The sequence below is a fragment of the Streptomyces camponoticapitis genome, from assembly GCF_014646115.1.
Classification (GTDB): Bacteria; Actinomycetota; Actinomycetes; order Streptomycetales; family Streptomycetaceae; genus Streptomyces; species Streptomyces camponoticapitis.
The window spans coordinates 54,506-79,211 of sequence record NZ_BMMV01000032.1 but is presented as its reverse complement, the minus strand read 5'-3'; the positions used below and the strand labels follow the sequence as shown (position 1 = coordinate 79,211).

General features: G+C 72.1%; 26 protein-coding genes and 1 riboswitch. Of the genes, 17 read left to right on the top strand and 9 right to left on the bottom strand.

Translation table 11 applies throughout. The annotated features are described in order from the left end of the window. Positions 1 to 16 precede the first annotated feature (16 nt). Both IEY79_RS33490 and IEY79_RS33485 read right to left on the bottom strand, forming a co-directional pair. Positions 17 to 319, bottom strand: a complete 303-nt coding sequence (locus IEY79_RS33490; protein ID WP_189111415.1) for an urease subunit gamma — start codon at positions 317 to 319, stop codon at positions 17 to 19. A 135-nt stretch (positions 320 to 454) separates the two neighbouring features. After that, a complete protein-coding gene (locus IEY79_RS33485; RefSeq protein WP_189111414.1) occupies positions 455 to 1,081 on the bottom strand; it encodes a TetR/AcrR family transcriptional regulator in 627 nt (208 codons plus the stop codon). A gap of 123 nt (positions 1,082 to 1,204) precedes the next feature. Here IEY79_RS33485 and IEY79_RS33480 point away from each other — a divergent pair, with 123 nt between their 5' ends. Continuing rightward, entirely contained in the window at positions 1,205 to 2,200 is a 996-nt protein-coding gene (locus tag IEY79_RS33480; protein WP_189111413.1) for an ABC transporter permease, read from the top strand. Between the two features lie 141 nt (positions 2,201 to 2,341). Here the strand turns inward: IEY79_RS33480 and IEY79_RS33475 are convergent, their stop codons facing one another. Beyond that, positions 2,342 to 2,626: a type II toxin-antitoxin system Phd/YefM family antitoxin gene (locus IEY79_RS33475; protein ID WP_189111412.1), complete on the bottom strand. Its 285-nt coding sequence runs from the start codon at positions 2,624 to 2,626 to the stop codon at positions 2,342 to 2,344. An 84-nt stretch (positions 2,627 to 2,710) separates the two neighbouring features. Here IEY79_RS33475 and IEY79_RS33470 point away from each other — a divergent pair, with 84 nt between their 5' ends. The 3 genes from IEY79_RS33470 to IEY79_RS33460 all read left to right on the top strand — a co-directional run bounded on the left by IEY79_RS33470 (position 2,711) and on the right by IEY79_RS33460 (position 4,677). Then, on the top strand, positions 2,711 to 3,346 hold the full coding sequence (locus IEY79_RS33470) for an ATP-dependent Clp protease proteolytic subunit (RefSeq protein WP_189111411.1): 636 nt from the start codon (positions 2,711 to 2,713) through the stop codon (positions 3,344 to 3,346). 7 nt (positions 3,347 to 3,353) lie between these two features. Beyond that, positions 3,354 to 3,662: a hypothetical protein gene (locus IEY79_RS33465; RefSeq protein ID WP_189111410.1), complete on the top strand. Its 309-nt coding sequence runs from the start codon at positions 3,354 to 3,356 to the stop codon at positions 3,660 to 3,662. Between the two features lie 369 nt (positions 3,663 to 4,031). Next, a riboswitch (cyclic di-AMP (ydaO/yuaA leader) is annotated at positions 4,032 to 4,203 on the top strand. A gap of 3 nt (positions 4,204 to 4,206) precedes the next feature. After that, on the top strand, positions 4,207 to 4,677 hold the full coding sequence (locus IEY79_RS33460) for a C40 family peptidase (protein ID WP_189111409.1): 471 nt from the start codon (positions 4,207 to 4,209) through the stop codon (positions 4,675 to 4,677). A 32-nt stretch (positions 4,678 to 4,709) separates the two neighbouring features. On the opposite strand, the gene IEY79_RS33455 is transcribed toward IEY79_RS33460, so the two are convergent. Both IEY79_RS33455 and IEY79_RS33450 read right to left on the bottom strand, forming a co-directional pair. Next, on the bottom strand, positions 4,710 to 5,141 hold the full coding sequence (locus tag IEY79_RS33455) for an ATP-binding protein (protein WP_189111408.1): 432 nt from the start codon (positions 5,139 to 5,141) through the stop codon (positions 4,710 to 4,712). Between the two features lie 242 nt (positions 5,142 to 5,383). Then, positions 5,384 to 6,589 carry an 8-amino-7-oxononanoate synthase gene (locus IEY79_RS33450; protein WP_229701350.1) on the bottom strand — a complete coding sequence of 402 codons (1,206 nt, stop codon included), beginning with the start codon at positions 6,587 to 6,589 and terminating at the stop codon, positions 5,384 to 5,386. Positions 6,590 to 6,732: 143 nt separating this feature from the next. Here IEY79_RS33450 and bioB point away from each other — a divergent pair, with 143 nt between their 5' ends. From bioB to IEY79_RS33430, 4 genes are all read left to right on the top strand, one after another. After that, a complete protein-coding gene (bioB, locus tag IEY79_RS33445) occupies positions 6,733 to 7,893 on the top strand; it encodes a biotin synthase BioB (protein ID WP_189111407.1) in 1,161 nt (386 codons plus the stop codon). After that, positions 7,886 to 9,202, top strand: coding sequence for an adenosylmethionine--8-amino-7-oxononanoate transaminase (locus IEY79_RS33440; RefSeq protein WP_189111406.1), 1,317 nt, complete (start codon positions 7,886 to 7,888; stop codon positions 9,200 to 9,202). The genes bioB and IEY79_RS33440 overlap by 8 nt, the downstream gene beginning before the upstream one ends. Position 9,203: 1 nt before the next feature. After that, positions 9,204 to 9,947 (top strand): dethiobiotin synthase, encoded by a 744-nt coding sequence (gene bioD / locus IEY79_RS33435; RefSeq protein ID WP_189111405.1) that lies wholly within the window; start codon positions 9,204 to 9,206, stop codon positions 9,945 to 9,947. 102 nt (positions 9,948 to 10,049) lie between these two features. Further along, positions 10,050 to 10,730 carry a class I SAM-dependent methyltransferase gene (locus tag IEY79_RS33430; RefSeq protein WP_189111429.1) on the top strand — a complete coding sequence of 227 codons (681 nt, stop codon included), beginning with the start codon at positions 10,050 to 10,052 and terminating at the stop codon, positions 10,728 to 10,730. A 52-nt stretch (positions 10,731 to 10,782) separates the two neighbouring features. Here IEY79_RS33430 and IEY79_RS33425 read toward each other — a convergent pair whose 3' ends face one another. Genes IEY79_RS33425 through IEY79_RS33415 form a run of 3 tightly spaced genes read right to left on the bottom strand, consistent with a single transcriptional unit; the run spans position 10,783 to position 12,380 of the window. Beyond that, on the bottom strand, positions 10,783 to 11,196 hold the full coding sequence (locus IEY79_RS33425) for a fic family toxin-antitoxin system, toxin component (RefSeq protein WP_189111404.1): 414 nt from the start codon (positions 11,194 to 11,196) through the stop codon (positions 10,783 to 10,785). Between the two features lie 49 nt (positions 11,197 to 11,245). Then, the gene (locus IEY79_RS33420) at positions 11,246 to 12,079 is read right to left on the bottom strand and encodes a PP2C family protein-serine/threonine phosphatase (RefSeq protein WP_189111403.1); all 834 of its coding nucleotides are present in this window, start codon (positions 12,077 to 12,079) and stop codon (positions 11,246 to 11,248) included. A 52-nt stretch (positions 12,080 to 12,131) separates the two neighbouring features. Beyond that, a complete protein-coding gene (locus IEY79_RS33415; RefSeq protein ID WP_189111402.1) occupies positions 12,132 to 12,380 on the bottom strand; it encodes a toxin-antitoxin system HicB family antitoxin in 249 nt (82 codons plus the stop codon). Between the two features lie 136 nt (positions 12,381 to 12,516). Here IEY79_RS33415 and IEY79_RS33410 point away from each other — a divergent pair, with 136 nt between their 5' ends. The 7 genes from IEY79_RS33410 to IEY79_RS33380 all read left to right on the top strand — a co-directional run bounded on the left by IEY79_RS33410 (position 12,517) and on the right by IEY79_RS33380 (position 20,343). After that, on the top strand, positions 12,517 to 13,395 hold the full coding sequence (locus IEY79_RS33410) for a TIGR03621 family F420-dependent LLM class oxidoreductase (RefSeq protein WP_189111401.1): 879 nt from the start codon (positions 12,517 to 12,519) through the stop codon (positions 13,393 to 13,395). A gap of 255 nt (positions 13,396 to 13,650) precedes the next feature. Further along, a complete protein-coding gene (locus IEY79_RS33405) occupies positions 13,651 to 15,000 on the top strand; it encodes a hemolysin family protein (protein ID WP_189111400.1) in 1,350 nt (449 codons plus the stop codon). Continuing rightward, positions 14,997 to 16,019, top strand: a complete 1,023-nt coding sequence (locus tag IEY79_RS33400) for a hemolysin family protein (RefSeq protein WP_189111399.1) — start codon at positions 14,997 to 14,999, stop codon at positions 16,017 to 16,019. Before IEY79_RS33405 ends, IEY79_RS33400 begins: the two co-directional genes overlap by 4 nt. Positions 16,020 to 16,064: 45 nt before the next feature. Next, a complete protein-coding gene (locus IEY79_RS33395; RefSeq protein WP_189111398.1) occupies positions 16,065 to 16,871 on the top strand; it encodes an SGNH/GDSL hydrolase family protein in 807 nt (268 codons plus the stop codon). A gap of 90 nt (positions 16,872 to 16,961) precedes the next feature. After that, positions 16,962 to 18,404: an adenylosuccinate lyase gene (purB, locus tag IEY79_RS33390; RefSeq protein ID WP_189111397.1), complete on the top strand. Its 1,443-nt coding sequence runs from the start codon at positions 16,962 to 16,964 to the stop codon at positions 18,402 to 18,404. 10 nt (positions 18,405 to 18,414) lie between these two features. After that, positions 18,415 to 18,987 carry a G/U mismatch-specific DNA glycosylase gene (gene mug, locus IEY79_RS33385; RefSeq protein ID WP_189111396.1) on the top strand — a complete coding sequence of 191 codons (573 nt, stop codon included), beginning with the start codon at positions 18,415 to 18,417 and terminating at the stop codon, positions 18,985 to 18,987. A 198-nt stretch (positions 18,988 to 19,185) separates the two neighbouring features. Next, entirely contained in the window at positions 19,186 to 20,343 is a 1,158-nt protein-coding gene (locus tag IEY79_RS33380; RefSeq protein WP_189111395.1) for an ROK family transcriptional regulator, read from the top strand. Positions 20,344 to 20,380: 37 nt separating this feature from the next. Here the strand turns inward: IEY79_RS33380 and IEY79_RS33375 are convergent, their stop codons facing one another. Next, the gene (locus IEY79_RS33375; protein ID WP_189111394.1) at positions 20,381 to 21,145 is read right to left on the bottom strand and encodes a GntR family transcriptional regulator; all 765 of its coding nucleotides are present in this window, start codon (positions 21,143 to 21,145) and stop codon (positions 20,381 to 20,383) included. A gap of 260 nt (positions 21,146 to 21,405) precedes the next feature. On the opposite strand from IEY79_RS33375, the gene pdxR reads away from it, so the two are divergent. Further along, positions 21,406 to 22,887, top strand: coding sequence for a MocR-like pyridoxine biosynthesis transcription factor PdxR (pdxR, locus tag IEY79_RS33370; RefSeq protein ID WP_189111393.1), 1,482 nt, complete (start codon positions 21,406 to 21,408; stop codon positions 22,885 to 22,887). A 208-nt stretch (positions 22,888 to 23,095) separates the two neighbouring features. Next, on the top strand, positions 23,096 to 24,700 hold the full coding sequence (locus IEY79_RS33365; RefSeq protein ID WP_189111392.1) for an alkaline phosphatase D family protein: 1,605 nt from the start codon (positions 23,096 to 23,098) through the stop codon (positions 24,698 to 24,700). The last annotated feature ends 6 nt before the right edge of the window (positions 24,701 to 24,706 follow it).

Below are 24,706 nucleotides of genomic sequence, written 5' to 3'. Positions count from 1 at the left end.
GGGCCGCGCTCCCCCGTCAGACGATCGGGTCGTGGACGGTGACGAGCTTCGTGCCGTCCGGGAAGGTGGCCTCCACCTGGACGTCGTGGAGCATCTCGGGGATGCCCTCCATGACGTCGTCGCGGGTGAGCACCTTGCGTCCGGACGCCATGAGTTCGGCGACGGTACGGCCGTCCCTGGCTCCTTCGAGGAGATGCGAGGTGATCAGGGCGACCGCCTCCGGGTGGTTGAGACGCAGTCCGCGCGCCAGCCGCTTGGTGGCCACGTCCGCGGCCACATGGATGAGCAGCCGTTCCTGTTCGTGCGGGGTCAACTGCACGTTTCCACCTCACTGTCGCGGCCCGGTCCGGCGTGGAGCCTGTTGTTCGCCCACGCCGATTCAACACTCTGTCGAACGCGAACAGGGGCCGCACAGCCAGACGTCGCACGTTACGGCGGAAGTTTTTCCGGCAGGTTAACCGGGCTTCGGCGTACCCATGGACATCAACCCGCGCAGGCCGTCCTGAAGGATCTCCACCGGTGCCTCACCGAACAGTGCCTGCTGGGCGGCGAAGCCCTGCACCGCGGCGATCATCGTCCGCGCGACATGCTCCGCCGGGATGTCGTCGCGCATGAGTCCCGCCGCCTGGTACGCCTCGACGACCTTGACCCAGGCGACGCGCACCGTGTCGTAGCCGGTCCGCAGCAGCGCCGCGAGCGTCTCGTTGCGCAGGGTCTCCGTCCACACCTGGATGAGCAGGCGGGGCACCTCGACGTCGGCGGCGGGGCCCCGGACGTACTCCCCGCGCAGCACGCGTCCCATCACCTCGCCGACCAGGACGTCGGGCGGATCGGGCGGACTCTGGAGCGCGGCTTCCTCGAACGCCTGCCTGACGGTGTCGAGCACCTCGGTGACGATGGCCCCGATCAGCTCCTCCTTGCCGCTGAAGTAGCGGTAGACGGCGCCGGCGGAGAGGTCGGCCTCGCGCAGCACGTCCTGCATCGACGTGGCGTGGAAGCCGTTGCGCGCGAAACACCGCGCGGCGCCGTCGAGGATCTGACGCCTGCGGGCGTCCAGGTGCTGCTGCGATACGCGGGCCATGCGATCAACGTAAAACGAACATTCCCTCTTGACAAGCCTCCGGCTCTCCGGTGACAGTGACAGCACCGCAAAACGAACGATCCTTCTTTTAGAATCTTCCCGTGGACCGAAGCGAGGACACCCATGTCCGCCACTCCCACGCGCCGCATGATCGGCGTGATGCTCCTGATCCCGCTGATCGCCGCGCTGGCACTCGCGGCCTTCGCCTGGCCCGCCGCCCGCGTCGCACCGCACGAGGTGCCGGTCGGGGTCGCCGGACCGGCCTCGGCGACCGCGCCGCTCCAGCAGGGGTTCGAACGCCGGCCGGACGCCTTCGAGGTGCACCGGTACGACGACGAGGCCGCCGCACGCGCGGCGATCGCGGACCGGGACATCTACGGAGCGGTGGTCGCGACCCCCCGGGGGCCGCATCTGCTGACGGCGTCGGCGGCGAGCCCGGCGGTCGCCCAGTTGCTGCGGGACGCCATGACCGCCCAGGCCCCGGAGGGCACCGAGGCCCAGGTGACCGACGTCGTCGCCACCCCCGCCGGGGATCCGCGCGGCAGCGCGCTGGGCGCGAGCATGCTTCCGCTCGCCCTCGCGGGCGTCGCGACCGGCGCGCTGGTGAGCCTGCTCGCGCTGCGCGGGGTCCGCGCGGTGGGCGCGCTCTTCGGCGCCGCGGCCCTGGCGGGCCTCACCGCCACCGCCCTGGCGCACAGCTGGCTGGACGTGATCGCGGGCAACTGGTGGGCGGAGGCAGGGGTGTTCGCCCTCGCGGTACTGGCCGCCGGCTCGACGGTGGCGGGCCTCGCCGCGCTGCTCGGCCGGCCGGGCATCGGGCTCGGCGCGATGCTGATGGTGCTGGTCGGCAACCCGCTCTCGGGGGTGTCGAGCGCGCCCGAACTCCTGCCGGAGTCGGTCGGTCCGCTCGGCCAGTGGCTGCCGCCGGGCGCGAGTGGCTCCCTGCTCCGCTCGGTCGCCTTCTTCGATGGAAACGCGGCACTCGGCCCGGCCCTGGTACTCGGGCTCTGGGCCGCACTGGGCCTGGCGGCGGTGACGGCGGGAGCACGCCGCGCGGTCCCGGCGCCCGAGGGGCCGGAAACCCCGAGCCCGGCGATGCGGCCGGCCCGCGCGGCGTAACGGCCGGCGGACGACACCCACCGTCCGCGAGGCGCCGGGCCCGGCCGGTCCGGCCAACACGCCCCGCGCGCACCGCGGTTCACACCGGAGGCGCGGCCCACTCGGGCCGCGCCTCGCGTCGTCGCCGCCGGACCGCCCGTCTCAGGCGGGCGGCTCGTGCTTCGCCACGATGCCGAAGTCCGCGCGTTCGCCCGGAGCGGACGTCACCGAGCGGATCGCGCTCATCGAGGCGATCACGCGTTCCTCCGCCACGACGGCCTCATCCGCCTTCAGGTTCTCCAGTCGTTCCAGGTCAGCGGCCGACACGAGGGCGACGAGCGGCTTGCCGTGGCGTGTCACGACAACGCGCTCCTCGCCGTAGACGACCCGGTTGATCAGGTCGGCGAGTTCTGCCCGCGCTTGCGTCACCGGAATTTCGTAGGCCATGGTTCCCATCTTACGACCTGTACGTCCTGTACGTTTTTTACAGACGGACGAGAGCCGCGTCCGGCACGCGAGGAGAGGCACACCATGAACCGTCCTTCCGCCCGCTACGTCCTGCCGGAGTTCACCGAGCGGACCTCCGCCGGGACCCGCTCCCTCGACCCGTACTCCAAGCTCTTCGAGGGACGGATCATCTTCCTCGGCACGGCCCTGGACGACACCGCCGCGAACGACGTGATCGCCCAGCTGCTGCAACTCGAATTCGCCGCGCCCGACCAGGACATCGCGCTCTACATCAACTCCCCCGGCGGCCCGCTCAGCTCGATGTCCGCCATCTACGACACGATGCAGGTCGTGGGCTGCGACGTCGCGACCACCTGCCTCGGCCAGGCGGCGTCGACCGCCGCCGTCCTGCTCGCCTCCGGCGCGCCCGGCAAGCGGATGGCACTGCCCGGCGCGCGGGTCGTGCTCCAGCAGCCGGGGATCGAGGAGCCGGTGCGCGGCCAGCCGTCCGATCTCGCCATCCACGCCGAGGAGTTGCTGAGGCTGCGCGCCCTGATGGCCGCCACCCTGGTGCGCCACACCGGGCAGAGCGCCGAGCGGATCGACGCCGACATCGACCGGGACACGATCTTCGACGCGACGGGCGCCAAGGAGTACGGCCTGGTGGACGAGATCGCGCGGGACCGCAGGTCGTCCCTCGGCCACAACGCCCCCCGGTGAAGCGCCGATGCCGCCACCGGAACTGCCGCCGCTGCCCGCGCTGACCCGCGCCGAGGGCGAGTTCGTCGACAGCTACCTCCAGGTCGTCGATCTGGTCGGCCGGATCAACCCGTCCCGCGCCGACGACACGTACAGCGCGCTGCGCGCCGCGCAGGCCCTGGTGTCCAGGGCCGCCGAACTGCGCGACGCGCTGACGCTGATGCATGCGCGAGGCGAGACGGAGCTCCACACGCCGACCCTGGACCGTACGCTCCGGGTGCTCGACGGGGAGCGCAGGGCCGGGCGCGTCACCATGCCGCCGGGCCCGGTGACTTGACAGGGACCCGCGCCCCGAACCCCCTCCCCACGACGGAATTCGGTCGCCGCACTGCCCGTACGGACGCGTCCGTACGGGATTTGGCCGCTCGTTCGGCGTATCGACCCGCCCGTCGCGATCGGGCCGGCGACTTGCGACGCGCGATCGGCCGTCCGGCCGTAACGCGACGCTGCGCCGCAGGTACAGCGCGTGAGCGGTCATATGAGTCGGTCACCGAATCGACCGTACCAACCCAAATGGGTCATACGTGATGAGAGTCACATACCGTCGTTTCGACTCGGATTTCCGCTGATGCCGCGTCAAGATCCCTGGGACGACAAGCCCCCGCCACCTCGGCGGGGCGGTCCGGGTGGACGCCGAGTCCTGCCGCCGCTCCGGATGCCTGGTCGACACGAGTGGATCGGCAGGAGTGGAGGACCCGAGCAGTTCGGGGCGGTCCGACCATGGACCGCTCCTCGGGGTGAAGCCGCATCCGCGGCCGGACATCTTCGCCTGTCCGAACCCGACAGGTCATCCTTCACAGGCGGCTGACGAAGGGTTGCGCATGTCCGCGCAGACGCATGTCCCGTCGCTGCTCTCCCGGGCCGGTACCGCATCGGCCCTCCTCGCCGCCTTCGGCGGCACGATGCTGGCGCCCGGCGCCGTGTCGGAGGCCCAGGCCCAGCCCGCCGCCACGAGGGCGCTGGATGTGGCCGCGTCCAAGAAGGGCGCACCGTACAGATACGGAGCGGCGGGTCCGCACCGGTTCGACTGTTCGGGGCTGACCTCCTTCGCGTTCAAGAAGGTTGGCAAGACGCTGCCCCGCACGGCGCAGCAGCAGTACAACCGCACGCGCCACATCCCCGCCTCCAGCCGCAGACAGGGCGATCTGGTCTTCTTCCATTACGGAAGGAGCGTCTACCACGTCGGGATCTACGCCGGCGGCGGCAAGATCTGGCATTCGCCCAAGAGCGGTCAGGTGGTGCGGCTCCAGCGCATCTGGTCCAAGAAGGTCCTGTACGGCCGGGTCCGCTGACACGCCGCGTACCGGAGACGCACTCGGCCCGCTCAGCCAGGTGCGCGGACCGTCCACGGCAGGGTGATCCAGACCGTCTTGCCGCCGTCCGCGGTGGGTGTGACGGCCAGTCGGCCGCCGTGCTCGGCGGTCAGCGCCCGGATGATGACCATGCCCCGGCCGTTGTCCTGCTGGGCCGCGACCGGGAGCCGCTGCGGCCAGCGCGGGTGGCTGTCCGTGACTCCGACGCGCAGTTCCTCGTCGCGCCGCAGGGTGACGTCGACCGTGAACGTCGGCGATGTGCCCAAGGTGTGCTGCACCGCGTTGGTAGCGAGCTCCGAGATGATCAGGCGAACCGTTTCAGCGGTGCCGGCATCGACTGGCAACCCCCATTCGGTGAGCACACGCGCGACGTATCTGCGTGCCTCGGGCACCGAGGCCGGATCGCTCGGCAGGGTGACGGATGCTTCCTGATGGTCTGCCATGGCGACGCTGTCCCTTTCCCACCGGGACGCAGACCGACCTATGGCTGGTGCCCGCGAGTACGTCCCCGGATTGCGCTCCGCGCCACATTGCCATCAACGGCACCCGGTGCACGGGCGATCCGCCGGGATACGCCCCTGTCTGTCGCTCTAAGCGGTGAACCCTGCTACGCGAGACCGTATTTACGCGGGCTCAAGTTCTGGGCACCGGCGACCGACAGGCGACGGGTGCTCGGCCGGGGTGCTCAGGCGGGACGCGCCTTCGCCCCGGGGGGCGCCGTCGCGATGATCGTCGCCAGGGCGGTCGCGACCTGAGCGTCCGTCAGGTCGGCACGGGCCGTGAGCCTGATCCGGGAGACCCCGTCCGGCACGGACGGCGGCCGGAAGCAGCCCACCACCAGGCCGGCCGCCCGGCAGTCGGCGGCCCACCGCACGGCCGCGTCCGGAGACGGCGCCCGTACGGAGACGACGGCCGCGTCCGGTCGTACGGCGGTGAGCCCCGCGCCGGTCAGCCCGCGGTGCAGCGCGTTCGCCACGGCGCGTGCCCGGACCGCCAGCGACGGGTCCTCGCGCAGCAGCCGCAGGCTCGCGAGCGCGGCGCCGGCGGCGGCCGGGGCGAGGCCGGTGTCGAAAATGAACGAGCGCGCCGTGTTGACGAGTTGGCCGATCACCCGGGCCGGGCCGAGGACCGCGCCGCCCTGACTGCCCAGCGACTTGGAGAGCGTGACGGTGACGACCGTCCCCGGGTCGCCCGCCAGACCCGCCGCGTGGACGGCGCCACGGCCGCCGTCGCCGAGGACGCCGAGACCGTGCGCGTCGTCGACGAGGAGGGCGGCGCCCCGCGTACGGCACACCTCGGCCAGCCGCGCGAGCGGCGCCGCGTCACCGTCCACCGAGAAGACCGAGTCGCTGACGGCCAGGGCCCGGGAACCCCCGTACGTCTCCAGCGTCTTGTCCACCGCCTCCGGATCGGCGTGCGGTACGACCACGGTCTCGGCGCGAGAGAGACGGCAACCGTCCACGATCGAGGCGTGGTTGGCGGCGTCGGAGACGACGAGAGAGCCGCGCGCGGTCAGCGCGGTGAGGGCGGCGAGGTTCGCGGCGTACCCGGACGACAGGACGAGCGCGGCCTCGAAACCGCAGAAGCCGGCCAGCTCACGTTCCAGTTCGGCGTGCAGCGCGGTGCTACCGGTGACCAGCCGCGAGCCGGTGGCACCCGCGCCCCAGCGGCGCGCCGCGTCGGCCGCCGCGCCGGTCGTCACCGGGTGGTGGGTGAGCCCCAGGTAGTCGTTGCTCGCGAGGTCCAGGAGTGTGGAGTACGCGGGGCGGGGGCGTAGCGTACGGACCAGACCCGACCGCTCACGCCGGCGCGCCTCCTCGTCGATCCAGCCGAACGGGTCCGGCGGCGTCGACGGCGACGGCGGGCTCGGCACGGGTGGCTCGGCTGGCACGGCGGAGGTCCTTTTGTAGGCAGCCCACAGACCCTAACCGTGGATCGCTCCGCTCCGGGTGTGGTCATACACACACCTGAATGCACCTGTCTTGTGGGATTCATCCTTGGCCCGGAGGCCCGCCGTAGGTCAGGATCGGCGCCATGGACCTGCTGAACACACTGGTGGAGAAGGGCCTTCGGCGAGAGCTGCCGTCGCGCGAAGAAGCGCTCGCCGTGCTGGCGACCTCCGACGACGAACTGCTCGAAGTGGTGGCCGCGGCCGGGAAGGTGCGCCGCCAGTGGTTCGGGCGGCGGGTCAAGCTCAACTATCTCGTCAACCTCAAGTCCGGGCTCTGTCCCGAGGACTGCTCGTACTGCTCGCAGCGGCTCGGGTCCAAGGCCGAGATCCTCAAGTACACCTGGCTGAAGCCCGACGAGGCGTCCAGGGCCGCCGCCGCCGGAGTGGCCGGCGGCGCCAAGCGTGTCTGTCTGGTGGCGAGCGGCCGGGGGCCGACGGACCGGGACGTCGACCGTGTCTCGCAGACCATCGGCGCGATCAAGGAACAGCACGCCGATGTCGAGGTCTGCGCCTGTCTCGGGCTGCTCTCGGAGGGCCAGGCGGAGCGGCTCAAGGCGGCGGGCGCCGACGCGTACAACCACAACCTCAACACCTCCGAGTCGACGTACGGCGACATCACCACCACCCACACCTACGCGGACCGGGTGGAGACGGTGCGCCACGCGCAGGGCGCCGGCCTGTCGGCCTGTTCCGGGCTGATCGCGGGCATGGGCGAGAGCGACGCCGACCTGGTGGACGTGGTCTTCGGACTGCGTGAGCTGGACCCGGACTCGGTGCCGGTCAACTTCCTCATCCCCGTGGAGGGCACACCGCTGGCCAAGGAGTGGAACCTCACTCCGCAGCGGGCGCTGCGCATTCTGGCGATGGTGCGGTTCGTCTGCCCCGATGTGGAGGTCAGGCTCGCGGGCGGACGTGAGGTGCATCTGCGCACGATGCAGCCGCTCGCGCTGCACCTGGTCAACTCGATCTTCCTCGGGGACTACCTCACCACCGAGGGCCAGGAGGGCAAGGCGGACCTGGACATGATCGCGGACGCCGGTTTCGAGGTCGAGGGCACTGGCACGACGACGCTGCCCGAGCACCGCGCCGGCGGGTGCGCGAGCGCGTGCGGTTCTGCCGCGGACGACGCGACGGCGGACGTCGCGGCACCGGTCGGGAGCCCGGCCGGCGGCGGACCCGCCCGCACCGACCTGGTGACCGTGCGGCGGCGCGGTGCCGGTACCGATCTGGCGCCCAATGCCTGACACGTCCGCCCCGCCCGCGACGGCTCCGGGGGAACTCCTGGCGCTGGACCGGGCCCATGTCTGGCATCCGTACGGCCCGATGCCCGGCCGCACCGACCCGCTGATCGTGGAGTCGGCTTCGGGCGTACGGCTCCGGCTCGCCGAACCGGCCCACGGGCAGCGCGAGTTGGTCGACGGCATGTCGTCCTGGTGGTCGGCGATCCACGGCTACAACCACCCCGTCCTCAACGAGGCGGCGCACAGCCAGCTCGCCCGGATGAGCCACGTCATGTTCGGCGGGCTCACCCATGAGCCCGCCGTGCGGCTGGCGGCCCGGCTGGTGGAGATCACCCCCGAACCGCTCCGGCACGTCTTCCTCGCCGACTCGGGATCGGTGTCGGTCGAGGTCGCCGTCAAGATGTGCCTCCAGTACTGGCGTTCGCTGGGGCGCCCGGAGAAGCGGCGGATGCTGACCTGGCGCGGCGGCTACCACGGCGACACCTGGCAGCCCATGTCGGTGTGCGACCCCGACGGCGGTATGCACGGCCTCTGGTCGGGAGTGCTGCCGCGCCAGATCTTCGCCGACGCGCCGCCCCCGGACTTCGAGGAGTACGACGAGACGTACGCGGACCATCTGCGCGGTCTCGTGGCGCGCCACGCCGACGAACTGGCCGCCGTGATCGTGGAGCCGGTCGTGCAGGGCGCGGGCGGCATGCGCTTCCACTCCCCCGGCTATCTGCGGGTGCTGCGCGAGGCTTGTGACGAGTACGGCGTACTGCTCATCCTCGACGAGATCGCGACCGGCTTCGGCCGCACGGGCGCCCTGTTCGCGGCGGAGCACGCGGGCATCAGCCCCGATGTGATGTGCATGGGCAAGGCGCTGACCGGCGGTTATCTCACCATGGCGGCAACGCTGTGCACGTCGGAGGTGGCGAGAGGTATCTCGCGCGGCGACGTGCCGGTCCTCGCGCACGGGCCCACGTTCATGGGCAACCCGCTGGCCGCGGCCGTGGCGTCCGCCTCGATCGACCTGCTGCTCGGCCAGGACTGGCAGGGCGAGGTCAAGCGGATCGAAGCGGGGCTGCGCGACGGCCTCTCCGAGGTGACGTCACTGCCCGGGGTGAAGGACGTGCGAGTCCTCGGCGCCATCGGCGTCGTACAGCTGGACCACGAGGTGGACATGGCGGCGGCGACACGGGCGGCGGTACGCGAGGGTGTGTGGCTGCGGCCGTTCCGCGACCTCGTCTACACGATGCCGCCGTATGTGACGGACGACGACGACGTCGCGCGGATCTGCCGCGCGGTGGCGGCCGCGGCACGGGAGGCCTGAGATGTCCGTACTGATCGTCTCGGGGACCGGGACGGAGATCGGCAAGACCGTCGTCACGGCGGCCGTGGCCGCGGTGGCGCTGGCCCGGGGCCTTCGCGTCGCGGTGCTGAAGCCCGCGCAGACCGGTGTCGCCCCCGGTAAACCGGGTGACGTGGACGAGGTGATCCGCCTGGCGGGCGGCGTCACGACGGTCGAACTGGCCCGTTTCCCCGAGCCGTTGGCGCCCGCGACGGCGGCCCGGCGCGCCGGCGCGCGGCCCGTACGGCCCGAGGAGGTCGCCGAGAGTGCCGGGAAACTGGCGACCGAACATGATCTGGTGCTGGTCGAGGGCGCGGGCGGACTGCTCGTACGGTTCGACGACGAGGGCGGCACGCTCGCGGACGCCGCCCGGCTGCTCGCCGCCCCGGTGCTGGTGGTGGCTCCCGCCGGGCTCGGCACGCTGAACATGACCGCGCTGACGGCCGAGGCGCTGGACACGCGCGGGCTCACGGCGCTGGGAGTGGTGATCGGCAGCTGGCCCGCCGTGCCGGATCTGGCGGCGCGCTGCAATCTGGCCGATCTCCCGGGTGTCGCCGGCGCCCCCCTGCTCGGGGCGGTGCCGCACGGCGCGGGCGGGCTCGCCGTGCCGCGGTTCCGTGCGAGCGCGGGTGACTGGCTGGCTCCGGCGCTCGGCGGGGACTGGGACGCGGCGCGGTTCACGGCGGACGCCGCGCGGCCGGACATGCCGACGCGTCGTATCGCCTGACACGCGAGGATCCCGTAACGAGTCGCGTCCCGTGAGCCGCTGAGCGGGGCCGTACAGGGAAGAATCATGGTCACGCCCTGTACGCCGGAGGAGATCCGCCCCATGCACCTGCGCAACCGCAAGGCCCCCAAGGACTCCGTGCACCATCCGCTCTTCGCGCGCTTCTACGCGCGGATGAGCGTCGCCGCCGACTCCAGGGGCGGCGTCGCCGCCCACCGCGCCGAGCTGCTGCGCGGTCTGTCGGGGCGGGTCGTGGAGGTCGGCGCGGGCAACGGGCTGAACTTCGCGCACTACCCGGACGAGGTCTCCGAGGTCGTGGCGGTCGAACCGGAGCGCGGGCTGCGGCAGCTGGCGGTAAGGGCCGCGATGCGGGCCAAGGTCTCGGTGGACGTGAGGCAGGGCACGGCGGAGGCGCTGCCCGTCGAGGACGAGGGGTTCGACGCCGCCGTCGCCTCGCTGGTGCTGTGCACCGTACGTGACGTTCCGCGGGCGCTCGCCGAGATCCGCCGGGTCCTGCGCCCCGGCGGTGAGCTGCGGTTCTTCGAGCACGGGCCGGCCCCGGAGCGTGGACTGGCGGCGGTGCAGCGGGTCCTGGACCGGACGGTGTGGCCGAGGCTCTTCGGCGGATGCCACACGGCGCGGGACTCCCTGGCGGCGATCCGTGAGGCGGGCTTCGAGTCCGGCCCGTACCGCTCGCTGCGGGTGCCGGATCCCGGGCCGCGGACGCCGACCTCGGCGTGTGTACTCGGTGTGGCCTACCGGCCGAGGGCGGACCTGGTCTGACGGGGTACCGGCTCCGGCAGGTCCTGGAGGCTCCGGCCCAGGAACTCGGGCCTCAGAGACTCCAGCCGCGCAGTTCCTCGGCGATGCGCCGTATGTCCGCCGTGCCGTCCTTGACCAGCTTGGCCAGATCCCTGACCTGCTCCGGCGAGATGACGACCTTCAGACCGCTCGCGACGAGATAGCCGTACGCGACGGCCGAGGCGTACATGGCGTTGGACCGCTCCAGGGCCGGCACATGGAGCAGGCTCTGGAGGAGGGCCGCCGCGCGGGTGTACGGGTCGGAGTAGACGGGGGTGCCGAATATCTCCGCCTGGTGGCGGCTGACGGCGGCCACGAGGGCGCCCCAGTCGGTGACTTGGGGATCGCCGGGCATCTTGTGCTCGGCGACCATCAGCAGCCAGGAGAGATCGATCCGCAGCGTCGGGTCGGCGCGTGACGGCAGTTCGGGGGAATCGGCGTTTTCCATGGAGGGCAGCTGTCTCGGTAGAAGGCGGGCGTGGGGAGTCCGGCGGTGATCAGTATCCCCGAGCCGGCTGAACGGTGTGGATGAGCAGTGCGGTGATGTTGTCCTGCCCGCCCGCGTCCATGGCGTACCCGATCAGCGCCCGCGCATCCTCAAGGAGGCTGGGACCGGCCGGTGTTGAGCGCCGGTGGCGAGCGAGCACGGCCCTCGGCGCGTCGGCGTCCGGCAGATGGCGCGTCAGTCCGTCGGTGCACAGCAGCAGCAGGCCGGCGCCGCGCGGGCGGTAACTCCGGACCTGGGCGGCCGGTTCGCCCGCGTCGGCGCCCAACCACGCGGTGAGGGCGCCGTGTTGGCCCGAGTCGTCCTCGGTCAGCGCGACGCACGTTCCCTCGTCGGGCAGCCAGTACGCGCGGCTGTCGCCGATCCAGGCGCACCAGAGCCCCTCGGGGCCGACGATGCCCGCGACGTACGTACAGGCCGGGGCCGCGTCCACGGAGGTGGCGAGCGCGCCGACGGCCCGGCCCGCGCGGGCGGCGGCGTCCGTCAGGACGGTCTCGGGCAGAGTCCCGTCGCGCAGCCCCTTCGTCAGATGGGCGGCGCCGACGGAGGTGGCGACCTGTGCGGCCCGCTCCGCGCGGGGCGACATGGAGACCCCGTCGCACACGACGCCGATCGTCCAGTCGCCGGTCGCGGTCAGGGCCATCGCGTCCGCGTTGATGCCGCGCCGCTTGCCCCGGTCGCTGACTCCGGCGGCGCCGGTGCCCAGGGTGGTTTCGAGGTGGGAGCGGTAGGAGGGCTGGAGCTCGCCGCAGTCCCAGCAGAAGCCGTCGGGGGCGACGGTCCCGCCGCACGCGACGCAGTCCGGTGGCGCGGCCTGGTCGGTCACCGGACTCGTGCCCCGCCGGGACCTGGGCGTGGGATCGGACCTGGACGCGGTCTCAGCGCGTGCCCTCGGCGGTCCGGTCCCCGGGGGCCGCGTCCGTGCCGAACTCCTCGGTGAACACGGACTCGTACTGCTTCATGAAGTCGGCGGCGGACTCGACGAAGGTCTTCCCGACCTCGCCCACGTCCTGCCTGACGAGCTCCTCGATGTAGCGGTTCACACTCATGCCGCGCCGGCCCGCCTGCCGCCGGGCGGCGTCCGCGGTGGTCTCGTCCACGCGTACGTTCAGCTGAGTCTTCGCCACCCCAACAAGCTAGCGCGCCATCGCTAGCGTCGGCAAGTGTGCCGATTCGCCGGGGCCCCGGCCGATTACGCCATTAGGGTCACGCCCGTACGCACAGTCCCCCGTTCGCTGTCACACACCCTTACGAGGAGACCTCATGACCAGGCCCTTCCGTTTCGGAGTGAACATGGTGACGCCCGCGTCGGGCACCGAGTGGAGCAAGCGCTGCGAGCGGGCCGAGGAGCTCGGATACGACGTCATCCTGGTGCCCGACCATCTCGGCATGGTCGCCCCCTTCCCTTCCCTGGTGGCGGCGGCCGAGGCGACGGAGCGCCCCCGGCTCGGCACATTCGTCCTCAACACCGGTTTCTGGAACCCGGCGCTGCTGGCGCGCGAGATCACCACGACCGACGCTCTCACCGAGGGCCGGCTGGAGATCGGGCTCGGCGCGGGTTACGTACCGGAGGAGCACGAGCGGGCCGGACTCCCGTTCCTGCCGCCCGGCGAACGTGTCGGCCATCTCGCCCGTACGGTCGAGGCGTTGGAGGGCCTGCTGGGCGACGAGAGCCATGCGCCCCCGGCCACGCGGCGGCCCCGGCCGCCGCTCCTCATCGGCGGCAACGGTGACCGGGTGCTGCGGCTGGCCGCCGAGCACGCCGACATCGTCGCCTTCACCGGCGCCAGGGTCCAGAAGGGCGCGATGATCGCGCTCTCGGCCGAGGAGCTGGACGGACGCGTCGCCGCCTACCGCGGTTTCGCCGCCGGACGCGACACCCCCGCCGAGCTGAACGTGCTGCTCCAGTTCGTGGCCGTGACGACGGACCGGGCGGCGGCGGTGCGGCCCCTGCTGCCGTACTTCCCGGACACGACGGAGGACGAACTGCTGAAGGTTCCGTTGGTGACGGCCGGTACGGTGCGGGAGATAGCGGAGCAGCTGCGCGAACGGCGTGAGCGGTACGGCTTCTCGTATCTCACGGTCCTCGACCCCTACATGGAGGCCCTCGGCCCGGTGATCGAGGAGCTGCGGGGCACCTGAAGGCGGAGCGGGACGGCGGACGGGGCCCAGGTCGCGGCGCGTCCTGGCACGGGCCGTTCGCTCAGGACATGAAAGAGGCCACGCCCCAGGGCGTGTCCACCATTCGCCACCGACCGAGAGGTGTGAGCGTCCGCCCATGGGCGACCCTTCCCCGCACTCCGCCGACCCGCGCCGGGCCGGCCAGCGCCCCACAGACAGCCGCGGATATCGCGCCGCCCTCCGCCCCCTGGCCGACCATGGGACGGAGGTGACCCGATGACCGAAGTGCTCCTGCTTCTCGTGGCGGTGCTGCTCGCGCTTGCCTGTGGGGCCTTCGTCGCCGCCGAGTTCTCCCTGACGACGGTCGAGCGCAGCGAACTCGAACAGGCGGTCGAAGACGGCGAGCGTGGTGCCGCGAGCGCCCTGAAGGCCGTGCGCAGTCTCACCTTCCAGCTCTCCGGCGCCCAGCTGGGCATCACCGTGACCAATCTGGTCGTCGGCATGCTCGCCGAGCCGTCCGTGGCGAAGCTGATCCGCGGCCCGGTGAAGGCGATCGGCTTCTCGTCGTCCGTGGCGTCGTCGCTGGCCCTGGTCATCGGTACGGCCCTGTCGACGGTCGTCCTGATGGTCGTCGGCGAACTCGTCCCCAAGAACTGGGCCATCTCCTCACCGCTCGCCGTCGTCAAGGTGGTCGCCACGCCGCAACGGTTCTTCACCGCGGCCTTCCGCCCGTTCATCGGCCATCTCAACAACACCGCGAACCGGCTCGTGAGGCTGCTGGGCCTGGAGCCCACCGAGGAGCTGGCCTCCGCCCGCAGCCCCAAGGAGCTGGTCGCCCTGGCCCGGCACTCCGCCAAGGAGGGCGCGCTGGAGGCGGACACGGCCGAGCTCTTCGTACGGACCCTCAATCTCGCCGAGCTGACCGCGGAGAACGTGATGACGCCCCGCGTACAGGTCACCGCGCTCGACGTGCTCGCCACGGCCGAGGACGTCGCCAACGCCACCCGCGCCACCGGGCTCTCCCGCTTCCCGGTCTACCGCGACAGCCTCGACACCGTCGTGGGCGTCGCCCACATCAAGGACGTGCTGAGGATCCCCGCCGAGCGCCGCCTCCGTACGAGGGTGTCCGAGGTACTGCGTGAGCCCCTGCTCGTACCGGAGTCGCTGACCGTGGACCGGCTGCTGGACCGGCTCTACGGCAACCGCACGATGGCGGTCGTCATCGACGAGTACGGCGGCACCGCCGGTGTGGTGACCCTGGAGGACATCGTGGAGGAGGTCGTCGGCGAGGTGCGCGACGAGCACGACCCGCACGAGACGTCGGACCTGGTCCGCGCCGGGGAGGACGCCGACGGCCGTGACCTGTGGTCGGCCGACGGCGCCGCGCGCTTCGACCAGCTGTGGGACATCGGGCTACGGGTGCCCGAGGGGCCGTACGAGACGCTGGCCGGGCTCGTCGCGACCGAGCTCGGACGGATCCCCGTCGAGGGCGACCGTGTGGAGCTGGGCGGCTGGCGCATCGACGTGGTCGACGCCTCGGGACGGCGCGCCGCCCGCGTCCTGCTGCACGCGCCCCTCCCCCGGCCCGACGACGAAGAGGACCACGGCAGGGGGGCAGGACGGTGACCGCGATCCAGTTGCTCGTCGGCCTGCTGACGCTGGTCGTCAACGCCTTCTTCGTCGGGGCGGAGTTCGCCATGATCTCGGTGCGCCGCAGCCAGATCGAGCCGGCCGCCGAGGAGGGTGACCGGCGCGCGCGCAGCGTCCTGTGGGGTCTGCGGCACGTGTCGGCGATGCTCGCCGCCGCTCAGCTCGGCATCACCCTGTGCACGCTGGTGCTGGGCATCGTCGCCGAGCCGGCCATCGCGCATCTGCTGGAACCGGCGTTCAACGCCATGGGGCTGCCCGACGGGGTGGTGCACCCGATCTCGTTCGTCATCGCGCTCGTCCTGGCGACGTACCTGCACATGCTGCTCGGCGAAATGGTGCCCAAGAACATCGCCCTGGCCGAACCGGTGCGCACCGTGCTGGTGCTCGGCCCCGCACTGGTGTGGCTGTCCCGCGCACTGCGTCCGGTGATCTTCACGGTCAACGCGTTCGCCAACGGACTGCTGAGACTCCTGCGTGTGGAGACCAAGGACGAGGTCTCCGCGACCTTCTCCGACGACGAACTGGCCCGGATGGTCACGGACGCCGGCGACGCGGGTCTCCTCGACGACCGCGCCGCCGAGCGCCTGCACGACGCGCTGGAGCTGGGACGCAGGCCGGTGCGGGACGTCGTCATGCCGCTGGAGCGGGTGGTGACGGCGGGGGTGGGGACCACCCCGGCGGAGCTGGAGGAGCTGGCGGCCGAGACCAGGTTCTCGCGGTTTCCGGTGGTGGACGGGTCCCGGCGGATCCTCGGCTATCTGCATGTGAAGGACGCCCTGGACGCCATGCCGCGCGACGAACCGTTCCCGGTCTCCGGTATGCGGGCGATCGCCCAGGTGCACGCGGACACCCCGATGGACGACGTCCTGACGGCGATGCGCCGCAGCCGTACGCATCTGGCCGCCGTGCAGGACGAGGAGGGCCGGCTGCAGGGTCTGGTGACGATGGAGGACGTGCTGCGCGAGCTGGTCGGACAGCATACGCGGGGAAGCTGACACCCGTCCGGGAGCGCCCGGGGCGCGCGATACGATCGCTGCGCCATGGAGAAGAACGCCACATACACCAGCTTCGTCGCTCTCGGGGACTCGTTCACCGAGGGCATGTCCGACCTCCAGCCGGACGGCTCGTACCGGGGCTGGGCCGATCTGCTGGCCGCCCGGCTCGCCGCCCGTACGCCCGGCTTCCGGTACGCGAATCTCGCCGTACGCGGCAAGCTCATCGGCCAGATCCTCGACGAGCAGGTGGACACCGCCGTCGCGATGCGCGCGGACGTGGTGACGCTGGTCGGCGGGCTGAACGACACCCTGCGGCCCACGTACGACGCGGGGCGGGTCCTCGGGCAGCTGGAGGAGTCGGTGGAGCGGCTGGCACCGGCCTGCGGACAGCTGGTGCTGATGCGCAGCCCCGCCCGCCGGGGTCCGGTGATGGAACGCTTCCGGCCCCGCTGGGAGAAGCTCTTCTCCTTCGTCGACGAGCTGGGCGCACGCCACGGCGCACTGGTGGTCGACCTGTACGGGGCGCCGGTGCTCGGCGAACAGCGCATGTGGGACGTGGACCGGCTGCATCTGACCGCCGACGGCCACCGCAGGGTCGCCGAGGCGGTGTGGCAGGCGCTGGGCGGGGAGCCCGCGGACGACTGGCGCGCGGAGCTGGCGCCCGATCTGCCCCAGGGCTGGCTGATGCGGCGCACGGGGGACGCGCGGTTCGCGCGGCAGTATCTGGGGCCGTGGATCGGCCGGCGCCTGACGGGCCGCTCGACCGGGGACGGCAGGCCGCCGAAGCGGCCGGAGCTGCTGCCCTACGAGCCGCTGCCGGGTGACGCGGGCGTACGGCCCGAGCAGGCGTAGCGCCTCGTACGCGCCGGGCGTCTGCCGTAGCGGCGTACGAACAAGGGCGCGGCTCGGACCTGCGGGAACGGCCAAGTAGACTCCACCCACGTGACTGCTGCGTCTGTGAAGCCCCGTATCCCCAATGTCCTCGCCGGCCGCTACGCCTCGGCCGAGCTGGCCGTGCTCTGGTCGCCCGAGCAGAAGGTGAGGCTGGAGCGGCAGCTGTGGCTCGCCGTGCTGCGTGCCCAGCGGGATCTCGGCGTCGAGGTGCCCGAGTCCGCCGTCGCCGACTACGAGCGGGTGCTCGACCAGGTCGATCTGGCGTCGATCGCCGAGCGCGAGAAGGTCACCCGCCACGACGTGAAGGCGCGGATCGAGGAGTTCAACGCGCTCGCCGGGCACGAGCAGGTCCACAAGGGCATGACGTCGCGGGATCTGACGGAGAACGTCGAGCAGTTGCAGGTCCGGCTCTCGCTGGAGCTGATGCGGGGCCGTACGGTGGCCGTGCTCGCGCGTCTCGGGAAGCTCGCCGGGGAGTACGCGGAGCTGGTGATGGCGGGCCGCTCGCACAATGTCGCCGCGCAGGCGACCACCCTCGGCAAGCGCTTCGCGACGGCCGCCGACGAACTGCTGGTCGCGTACGGCCGTCTTGAGGACCTGCTCGCCCGCTATCCGCTGCGCGGTATCAAGGGCCCGGTCGGCACGGCCCAGGACATGCTCGACCTGCTCGGCGGTGACACGGCGAAGCTCGCGGACCTGGAGGGCCGGATCGCCGGGCATCTGGGCTTCGGCCACGCCTTCACCTCGGTCGGTCAGGTGTATCCGCGTTCGCTGGACTACGACGTGGTGACCGCGCTGGTGCAGCTGGCCGCCGGCCCCTCGTCGGTGGCGAAGACGATCCGGCTGATGGCCGGGCACGAGCTGGTCACCGAGGGCTTCAAGCCGGGCCAGGTCGGCTCGTCGGCGATGCCCCACAAGATGAACACCCGCTCCTGCGAGCGCGTCAACGGGCTGATGGTGATCCTGCGCGGCTACGCGTCGATGACGGGCGAGCTGGCGGGCGACCAGTGGAACGAGGGCGACGTGTCGTGCTCCGTCGTACGCCGGGTGGCGCTGCCGGACGCGTTCTTCGCGTTCGACGGGCTGCTGGAGACGTTCCTGACGGTCCTCGACGAGTTCGGCGCGTTCCCGGCCGTCGTCGCCCGTGAGCTGGACCGCTATCTGCCGTTCCTCGCGACGACGAAGGTGCTGATGGCCGCCGTACGGGCGGGGGTGGGCCGGGAGGCCGCGCACGAGGTCATCAAGGAGCACGCCGTCGCCTCGGCGCTGGCGATGCGCGAGCGGGGCGCGGAGCGCAACGAGCTGCTGGACAAGCTCGCCGCCGACGAGCGGATGCCCCTGGACCGGGGGCAGTTGGACGCGCTGATGGCGGACAAGCTGTCGTTCACCGGTGCGGCCGGTGACCAGGTCACGGCGGTGGTCGCGCGGATCGAGGAGATCGTGAAGCGGCACCCGGAGGCCGCCGGATACACGCCCGGATCGATCCTCTGAGGCCGGCGGAGTGAAGCCGGAGGAACTGGCCGCCGCCCGCGACCGCGTCATCCCCGATGTGGCCGCGGCCGGTCTGGGCGTGCTCTTCTGCGGGATCAACCCCGGCCTGATGTCGGCGGCGACGGGCCACCACTTCGCCCGGCCGGGCAACCGCTTCTGGCCGGTGCTGCGCCTGTCGGGTTTCACCCCGCGGCAGTTGGCGCCGTCCGAGCAGGACGAGTTGCTCGACTACGGGCTCGGCATCACCAACGTCGTGGCACGGGCGACGGCGCGGGCGGACGAGCTGACCGACGAGGAGTTCCGTGCGGGCGGCCGGCTCCTGGTGGCGAGGGCGGAGCGGCTGCGGCCGCGCTGGCTGGCGGTCGTCGGTATCACCGCGTACCGCACCGCCTTCGGGGAGAAGCGGGCGGTGATCGGCCCCCAGACGCGGACGATAGGCACGACCCGGATCTGGGCGCTGCCCAACCCGAGCGGTCTCAACGCGCACTGGACGGCGGAGACGATGGCCGAGGAGTTCGGCAGACTGCGCGTCGCGGCCCAACTGCCGGACCGGAGGGACGAGGCCGGCCCGTCCGACGCCTGAGGACGACCCGTTCAGCGGATGCGGGAAGCCGTCCGGTGCCCGTCGCGATCGGCCGTTGCGCTCCCGCTTCCCGGCTGTCTCCCGGCCGCGAAAGCCGCGTTACGGCACGCTCCGGATGCCTTTCCGTCGTCCGTTAGCCGCCTCGGCGACCACCGAGTACCATCCGGCAGACACGCGCACGAGCTGGGAGGACATACCGTGGGGCGGCTGACCGGCGGGGACCCTTCCTTGTTGCGGCGGATCAACTCCGCCGTGGTGCTGCACGCCCTGCGGGGGGCCGACTGCCCCACTTTCACGGATCTGACCCGGATCACCGGTCTGTCGCGGCCGACGGTGGAAGGTGTCGTCGAAGGGCTGATGGAGCTCGGGCTGGTCGTGGAGTCGGCGCCGGGCGAGGGTGAGGCCCGCAGACAGGGCCGGCCGGCGCGCAGGTTCCGGTTCCGGGCCGAGGCGGGGCATCTGCTGGGCATAGAGATCGGGCCGCACCGGGTCGCCGCGCTGCTGTCGGGTCTCGACGGCCGGATCATCGGCGCCAGTTCGCGCGAGGCGACGGAGACCGCGTCGGCGGACGAGCGGCTGGACCGGGTGCGGGTCGTCGTCGCCGATGTGCTGCGCCGCGCGGGAGTGGCGCGCAGTTCGCTGCGGGCCGTCGGCGTGGGCTCCCCCGGCATCGTGGAGGCCGACGGGACGGTGCGGCTCGGTACGGCGCTGCCCGAGTGGACGGGCCTGGCGCTCGGCGAGCGGCTGCGGCGCTCGTTCCGATGTCCGGTGCTGGTGGAGAACGACGCCAACGCGGCGGCCGTGGCCGAGCACTGGAAGGGCGCGGCCACCGACTCGGACGACATCGTGTTCGTCCTCGCGGGTCTCAGTCCGGGGGCCGGCTCACTGATCGGCGGCCGGCTGCACCGCGGTTTCGGCGGCGCGGCCGGTGAGATCGGGGCGCTGCATCTGCTGGGCCGCGAGGTGACGCCGGAGACGCTGCTGTCGACGACCGACGAGCCGCTGCATCCGCTCGACGAGCGGGCGGTGGCCCGCGTCTTCGCGCTGGCGAAGCAGGGGGACACCGGGGCGCGGCAGGCGATGGAGCGGTTCATCCAGCGGCTGGTGCACGACGTGGCCGCGCTGGTGCTGGCGCTCGACCCCGAGCTGGTGGTGATCGGCGGCTGGGCGGCCGGTCTCGACGGCGTACTCGACCCGCTGCGCGACGAGTTGTCCCGGTACTGTCTGCGCCCGCCGAAGGTGACGCTGTCGTTGCTCGGCGAGGCCGCGGTGGCGACGGGCGCGCTGCGCCTCGCCCTGGACCATGTCGAGGAGCAGCTGTTCGCCGTCGACGGGACGGTGACGGCCCGCCGCTGAGACAGGCGACGGGCCGAAGGTGTGAAGAGCGGCCGGTTCAGGAGGCCTTGCGCTCGTCGGTGTGGTGGCTTATCTCCACGTCGCCGGTGTCCCCGAAGGTGAGCCGGCAGGTGTCGGCGCGGTAGGTCGCCACCGAGACGGCGGCGGTACGGCCCCCGGCGAGATAGCGGGTGGTGACGACGAGGACGGGCGCGCCGGGCAGCCGGTCGAGCTCCTTGGCGTCGTCCACCCGGGCCGAGCCCAGTTCCACCGCGCGGTCCTGGCCCTCCATGCCGAGCCGCTGGAGCTCACGCAGCACGCTGCGCGCGCGGGCGGGGCCCGAGGGAATGTCTATGGCGGGCAGTTCGGGCACCGACGCCGACGGCACGTAAAGAAGCTCGGCCGCCACGGTCTGCCCGTGCGTCACGCGTGTCCTGCGGACCGTGTGGACCTCGTCGGCCGCGTCCGTCCCGAGCATCTTGGCAACGGCCGCGGGCGGTGCGGCGGAGACCGAGTCGACGGGCTGCCACGCGTCCGGGTCCGCGCCCGGCCACTCCTGCTGGGTGGTCGACACGTCGACACCCATACGCGGCGGCGCGACGGTCGTGCCCACGCCGCGGCGGCGCTGCAACCGGCCTTCGAGTTCGAGCTGTTCGAGTGCCTGGCGGAGCGTGGCGCGCGCGACTCCGAAGCGCGCGGCGAGGTCACGTTCGTTGGGAAGGACCTCCCCGACCGCGAAATCGGTGTCCAGCGCCTCGCCCAGCACGGTCTTGAGGTGCCAGTACTTCGGTTCCGGCACCGTTTCGAGCTGCGTGGTCCCCACCGTGATCCTCCGCAATCGCCGTGTCCCGGCGGCTTTTCCATGCACTTGTTTATTAAAGGTTCCTGCACTAACTCTCCGAGAGTAGGACGGCCGACCGCCTTGGTCAAGACCAATCCTGCGGGCATCCCCGACAGAATCGCACTGTGCCACAGATCGTTCACGCAGAGTTCGCAGCTTTGGCGTGAAACGACAGCATCAGCAGGTGAGAGCGCCGGGGACGGGAACCCGGGGTGTCGGGACAGCCCTTAGGGTCCACTTCCATGACGGTGTCGGGGACCAGTACAGGTGAGAGCGCGGCGGACAGCGGTGCGGCCGGCGAGAACGAGGGTGATGCGGGCGGCCCGCGTTCCTGGGCAGGCGCGTGGGACGCGCTGCTCGCCTCCGCGCCCGCCCGGCGTCGTGGGCGCGTGCTTCAGTCGGCCCTGCGCGAGGCGGTGCGGTCGGGGCGGCTCGCCGCGGGCACGCGGCTGCCGTCGAGCCGTGAACTCGCCGCGGATCTCGGTGTTTCGCGGGGCCTGGTCACGGACGCGTACGAACAGCTCACCGCCGAGGGCTACTTGCGCAGCGGGCGGGGTTCCGGGACCTGGGTGGGCGACGCCGTACGCGCGGCGGCCCGGAAGACCCGCGACCGGGCGCCCCGCACGCCCGGCGCGCGAGCCGACTTCGTACCCGGCACACCGGACCTCGCGCTCTTCCCGCGCGCCGCGTGGGGCGCCACGCACCGGGCCGTGCTGGCGAGACTGCCGCACCGGGCACTCGGCTACCCGGATCCGCGCGGCCTGCCGGAGCTGCGTACGGCGCTGGCGGCGCTCCTGACCCGGCGGCGCGGCGTGGTGGCCGATCCGGAGCGGCTGCTGGTCTGTTCGGGGGTGGCGCAGGCGATGACGCTGCTCGGCTTCGCCCTGCACGGACACGGGGTCCGGTCGGTGGGGCTGGAGGATCCCGGCAGCCCCGAGAACAGCGCGGTGCTCGGCGCGGCCGGTCTGCGTCCGGTCCTGCTTCCGCTGGACTCGCAGGGCCTGGTGCCGGGCGCGGCGGCGCGGTCGGGCGTACGGGTGGTGGTGGCGACCCCCGCCCATCAGTACCCCTCCGGTATCGCGTACTCGGCGGCGCGCAGGACCGAACTCCTCGACTGGGCACGGTCGGTGGACGGCTTCGTCCTGGAGGACGACTACGACGGGGACTTCCGCTACGACCGGGCGCCCGTCGGCGCGCTGCAGGGTCTGGACCCGGAGCGCGTCGCGTACATGGGCTCGGTCAGCAAGTCGATGGCTCCCGGGCTGCGGATCGGCTGGCTGCTGGCGCCGGAGGAGCTGACCGAGCAACTGGTCGAGCGCAAGCGCACCATGGACCTGGGCAATCCCGTGCTGGAGCAGGCACTGCTCGCGGACTTCGTTCAACAGGGCGGCTACGACCGCCACTTGCGCCGTTGCCGAGCCGCGTACCAGCGGCGCAGGGACACGCTGACAGCGGCGCTGGACGAGCACTTCCCCGGCACCGAGGTCAGCGGCATCGCGGCGGGCCTGCACATCATCGCGCTGCTGCCGGAGAGTTACGGCCCCGAGGTGCGCTTCCTCGCGCGGGCCGCGGCGGCCGGAGTCGCGCTGCGCCCGCTGGCGTACCACGGGACCGCTCGGCCGGACGACGGCCGGGTCCGGCTGGTCATGGGGTACGCGCACCAGTCGCCGTCCGACATCACGCGCGGGGTGGGGCTGCTGGCGCGGGCGGTCGGGCGGGGCTGATCGGGGCTGTCCGCACCGCACCCGCGGGCGGGTTGTTCACCCGGGGTTCGTGTACCGGCCGCCGCCGGGCGCTACGTATGGCACGTCACGCCAGGCGCACCACCCCCACACCTGGCCCTCTCCGCGCACCGCCGCCGGCGTTCGCACGGAAGCCGGCACGCGAACCCGTACCGAAGCCCGCACCGATCCCGCCGCAGGAGGCACATCGATGACGAACAGCCCCCGGAATCCCGCCACGGACCGCCGCACCGTACTGCGCGGCTCCCTCGGCGCCTCCGCCGCACTGGCCCTGCCGACGACCGCCGCCGTCGTGGCCGGGACCGTCGCCGGCGCCGCACCCGCCCAGGCGCTCTCCGGCCGGCCGAGCGCCGACTGGGGGGTCCAGGTGGGCGATGTCACCTCGTCCTCCGGTCTGGTGTGGATCCGTTCCGACCGTCCCGCGCGGATGGTGGTGGAGACCTCGGCGACCGGTTCCTTCCGCGACAGCCGCACGTGGCACGGCCCGATCCTCGGCGCCGGCAGCGACTTCACGGGGACGACTGCGCTGCGCGGACTGCCCGCCGGTGAGCAGGTGCACTACCGGGTGACGCTCGCCGATCCGGACAATCCACGGCGTACGGGCGAGCCGGTGCACGGCACGTTCCGTACGGCTCCGGCGCGGCGCCGGCAGGGGGTGCGCTTCCTGTGGTCGGGCGACATCGCCGGCCAGGGCTGGGGCATCAACCCGGACATCGGCGGCTACCGCGCGTACGACGACATGCGCAGGCTCGACCCGGACTTCTTCCTGTGCAGCGGCGACACCGTCTACGCGGACGGTCCGCTGGAGCCGTCGGTGACGCTGCCGGACGGGCGGATCTGGCGCAACATCGTCACGGAGGAGAAGTCGAAGGTCGCCGAGACGCTGAACGAGTACCGGGGGCAGTTCCGTTACAACCTGCTCGACCAGAACGTCCGCCGGTTCAACGCCCAGGTGCCGACGATCGTGCAGTGGGACGACCACGAGGTGCGCAACAACTGGTACCCCGGCCAGATCCTGGACGACGTCCGATACCAGGAGAAGGACGTCGACGTGCTGGCGGCGCGCTCGTTCCAGGCGTTCGGCGAGTACTTCCCCGTGACCACGCTCCGGGCGCGCGGTGAGGACCGGCGGGTGCACCGGGTGGTGCGGTACGGGCCGCTGCTCGACGTGTTCGTCCTGGACATGCGCTCGTTCCGGAACGCCAACTCCCCCGGCCGGCAGGCCGACGACACCACGGGCATCCTGGGCGCCGAGCAACTCGAATGGCTGAAGCGCGAGTTGTCGCGTTCGCGCGCGGTGTGGAAGGTGATCGCCGCCGACATGCCGATCGGTCTCGTCGTACCGGACGGCACGGCGAACATCGAGGCCGTCGCGCAGGGTGACCCGGGCGCGCCGCTGGGGCGGGAGCTCCAGATCGCCGATCTGCTGCGGTTCATAAAGCACCGGCGGATCACCGGCACGGTGTGGCTGACCGCGGACGTGCACTACACGTCGGCGCAGCACTACGAGCCGGAGAAGGCGGCCTTCAAGGACTTCGCGCCGTTCTGGGAGTTCGTGTCGGGCCCGCTGGCGGCAGGCGGTTTCCAGGCGAACGCGCTGGACTCGACGTTCGGGCCGAACCGCGTCTTCGTCCAGGCCCCGGACCGGGCGAACGTCTCGCCTATGGAGTCGTCGCAGTACTTCGGCGAGGTCGACATCGACGGCGGCAGCGGCGAGTTGACGGTGCGCCTGCGGGCGCAGGGGAACAAGGTGCTGTTCACCAAGGTGCTGAAGCCGGGCCGCGTCGGCCAGTAGTTCCCG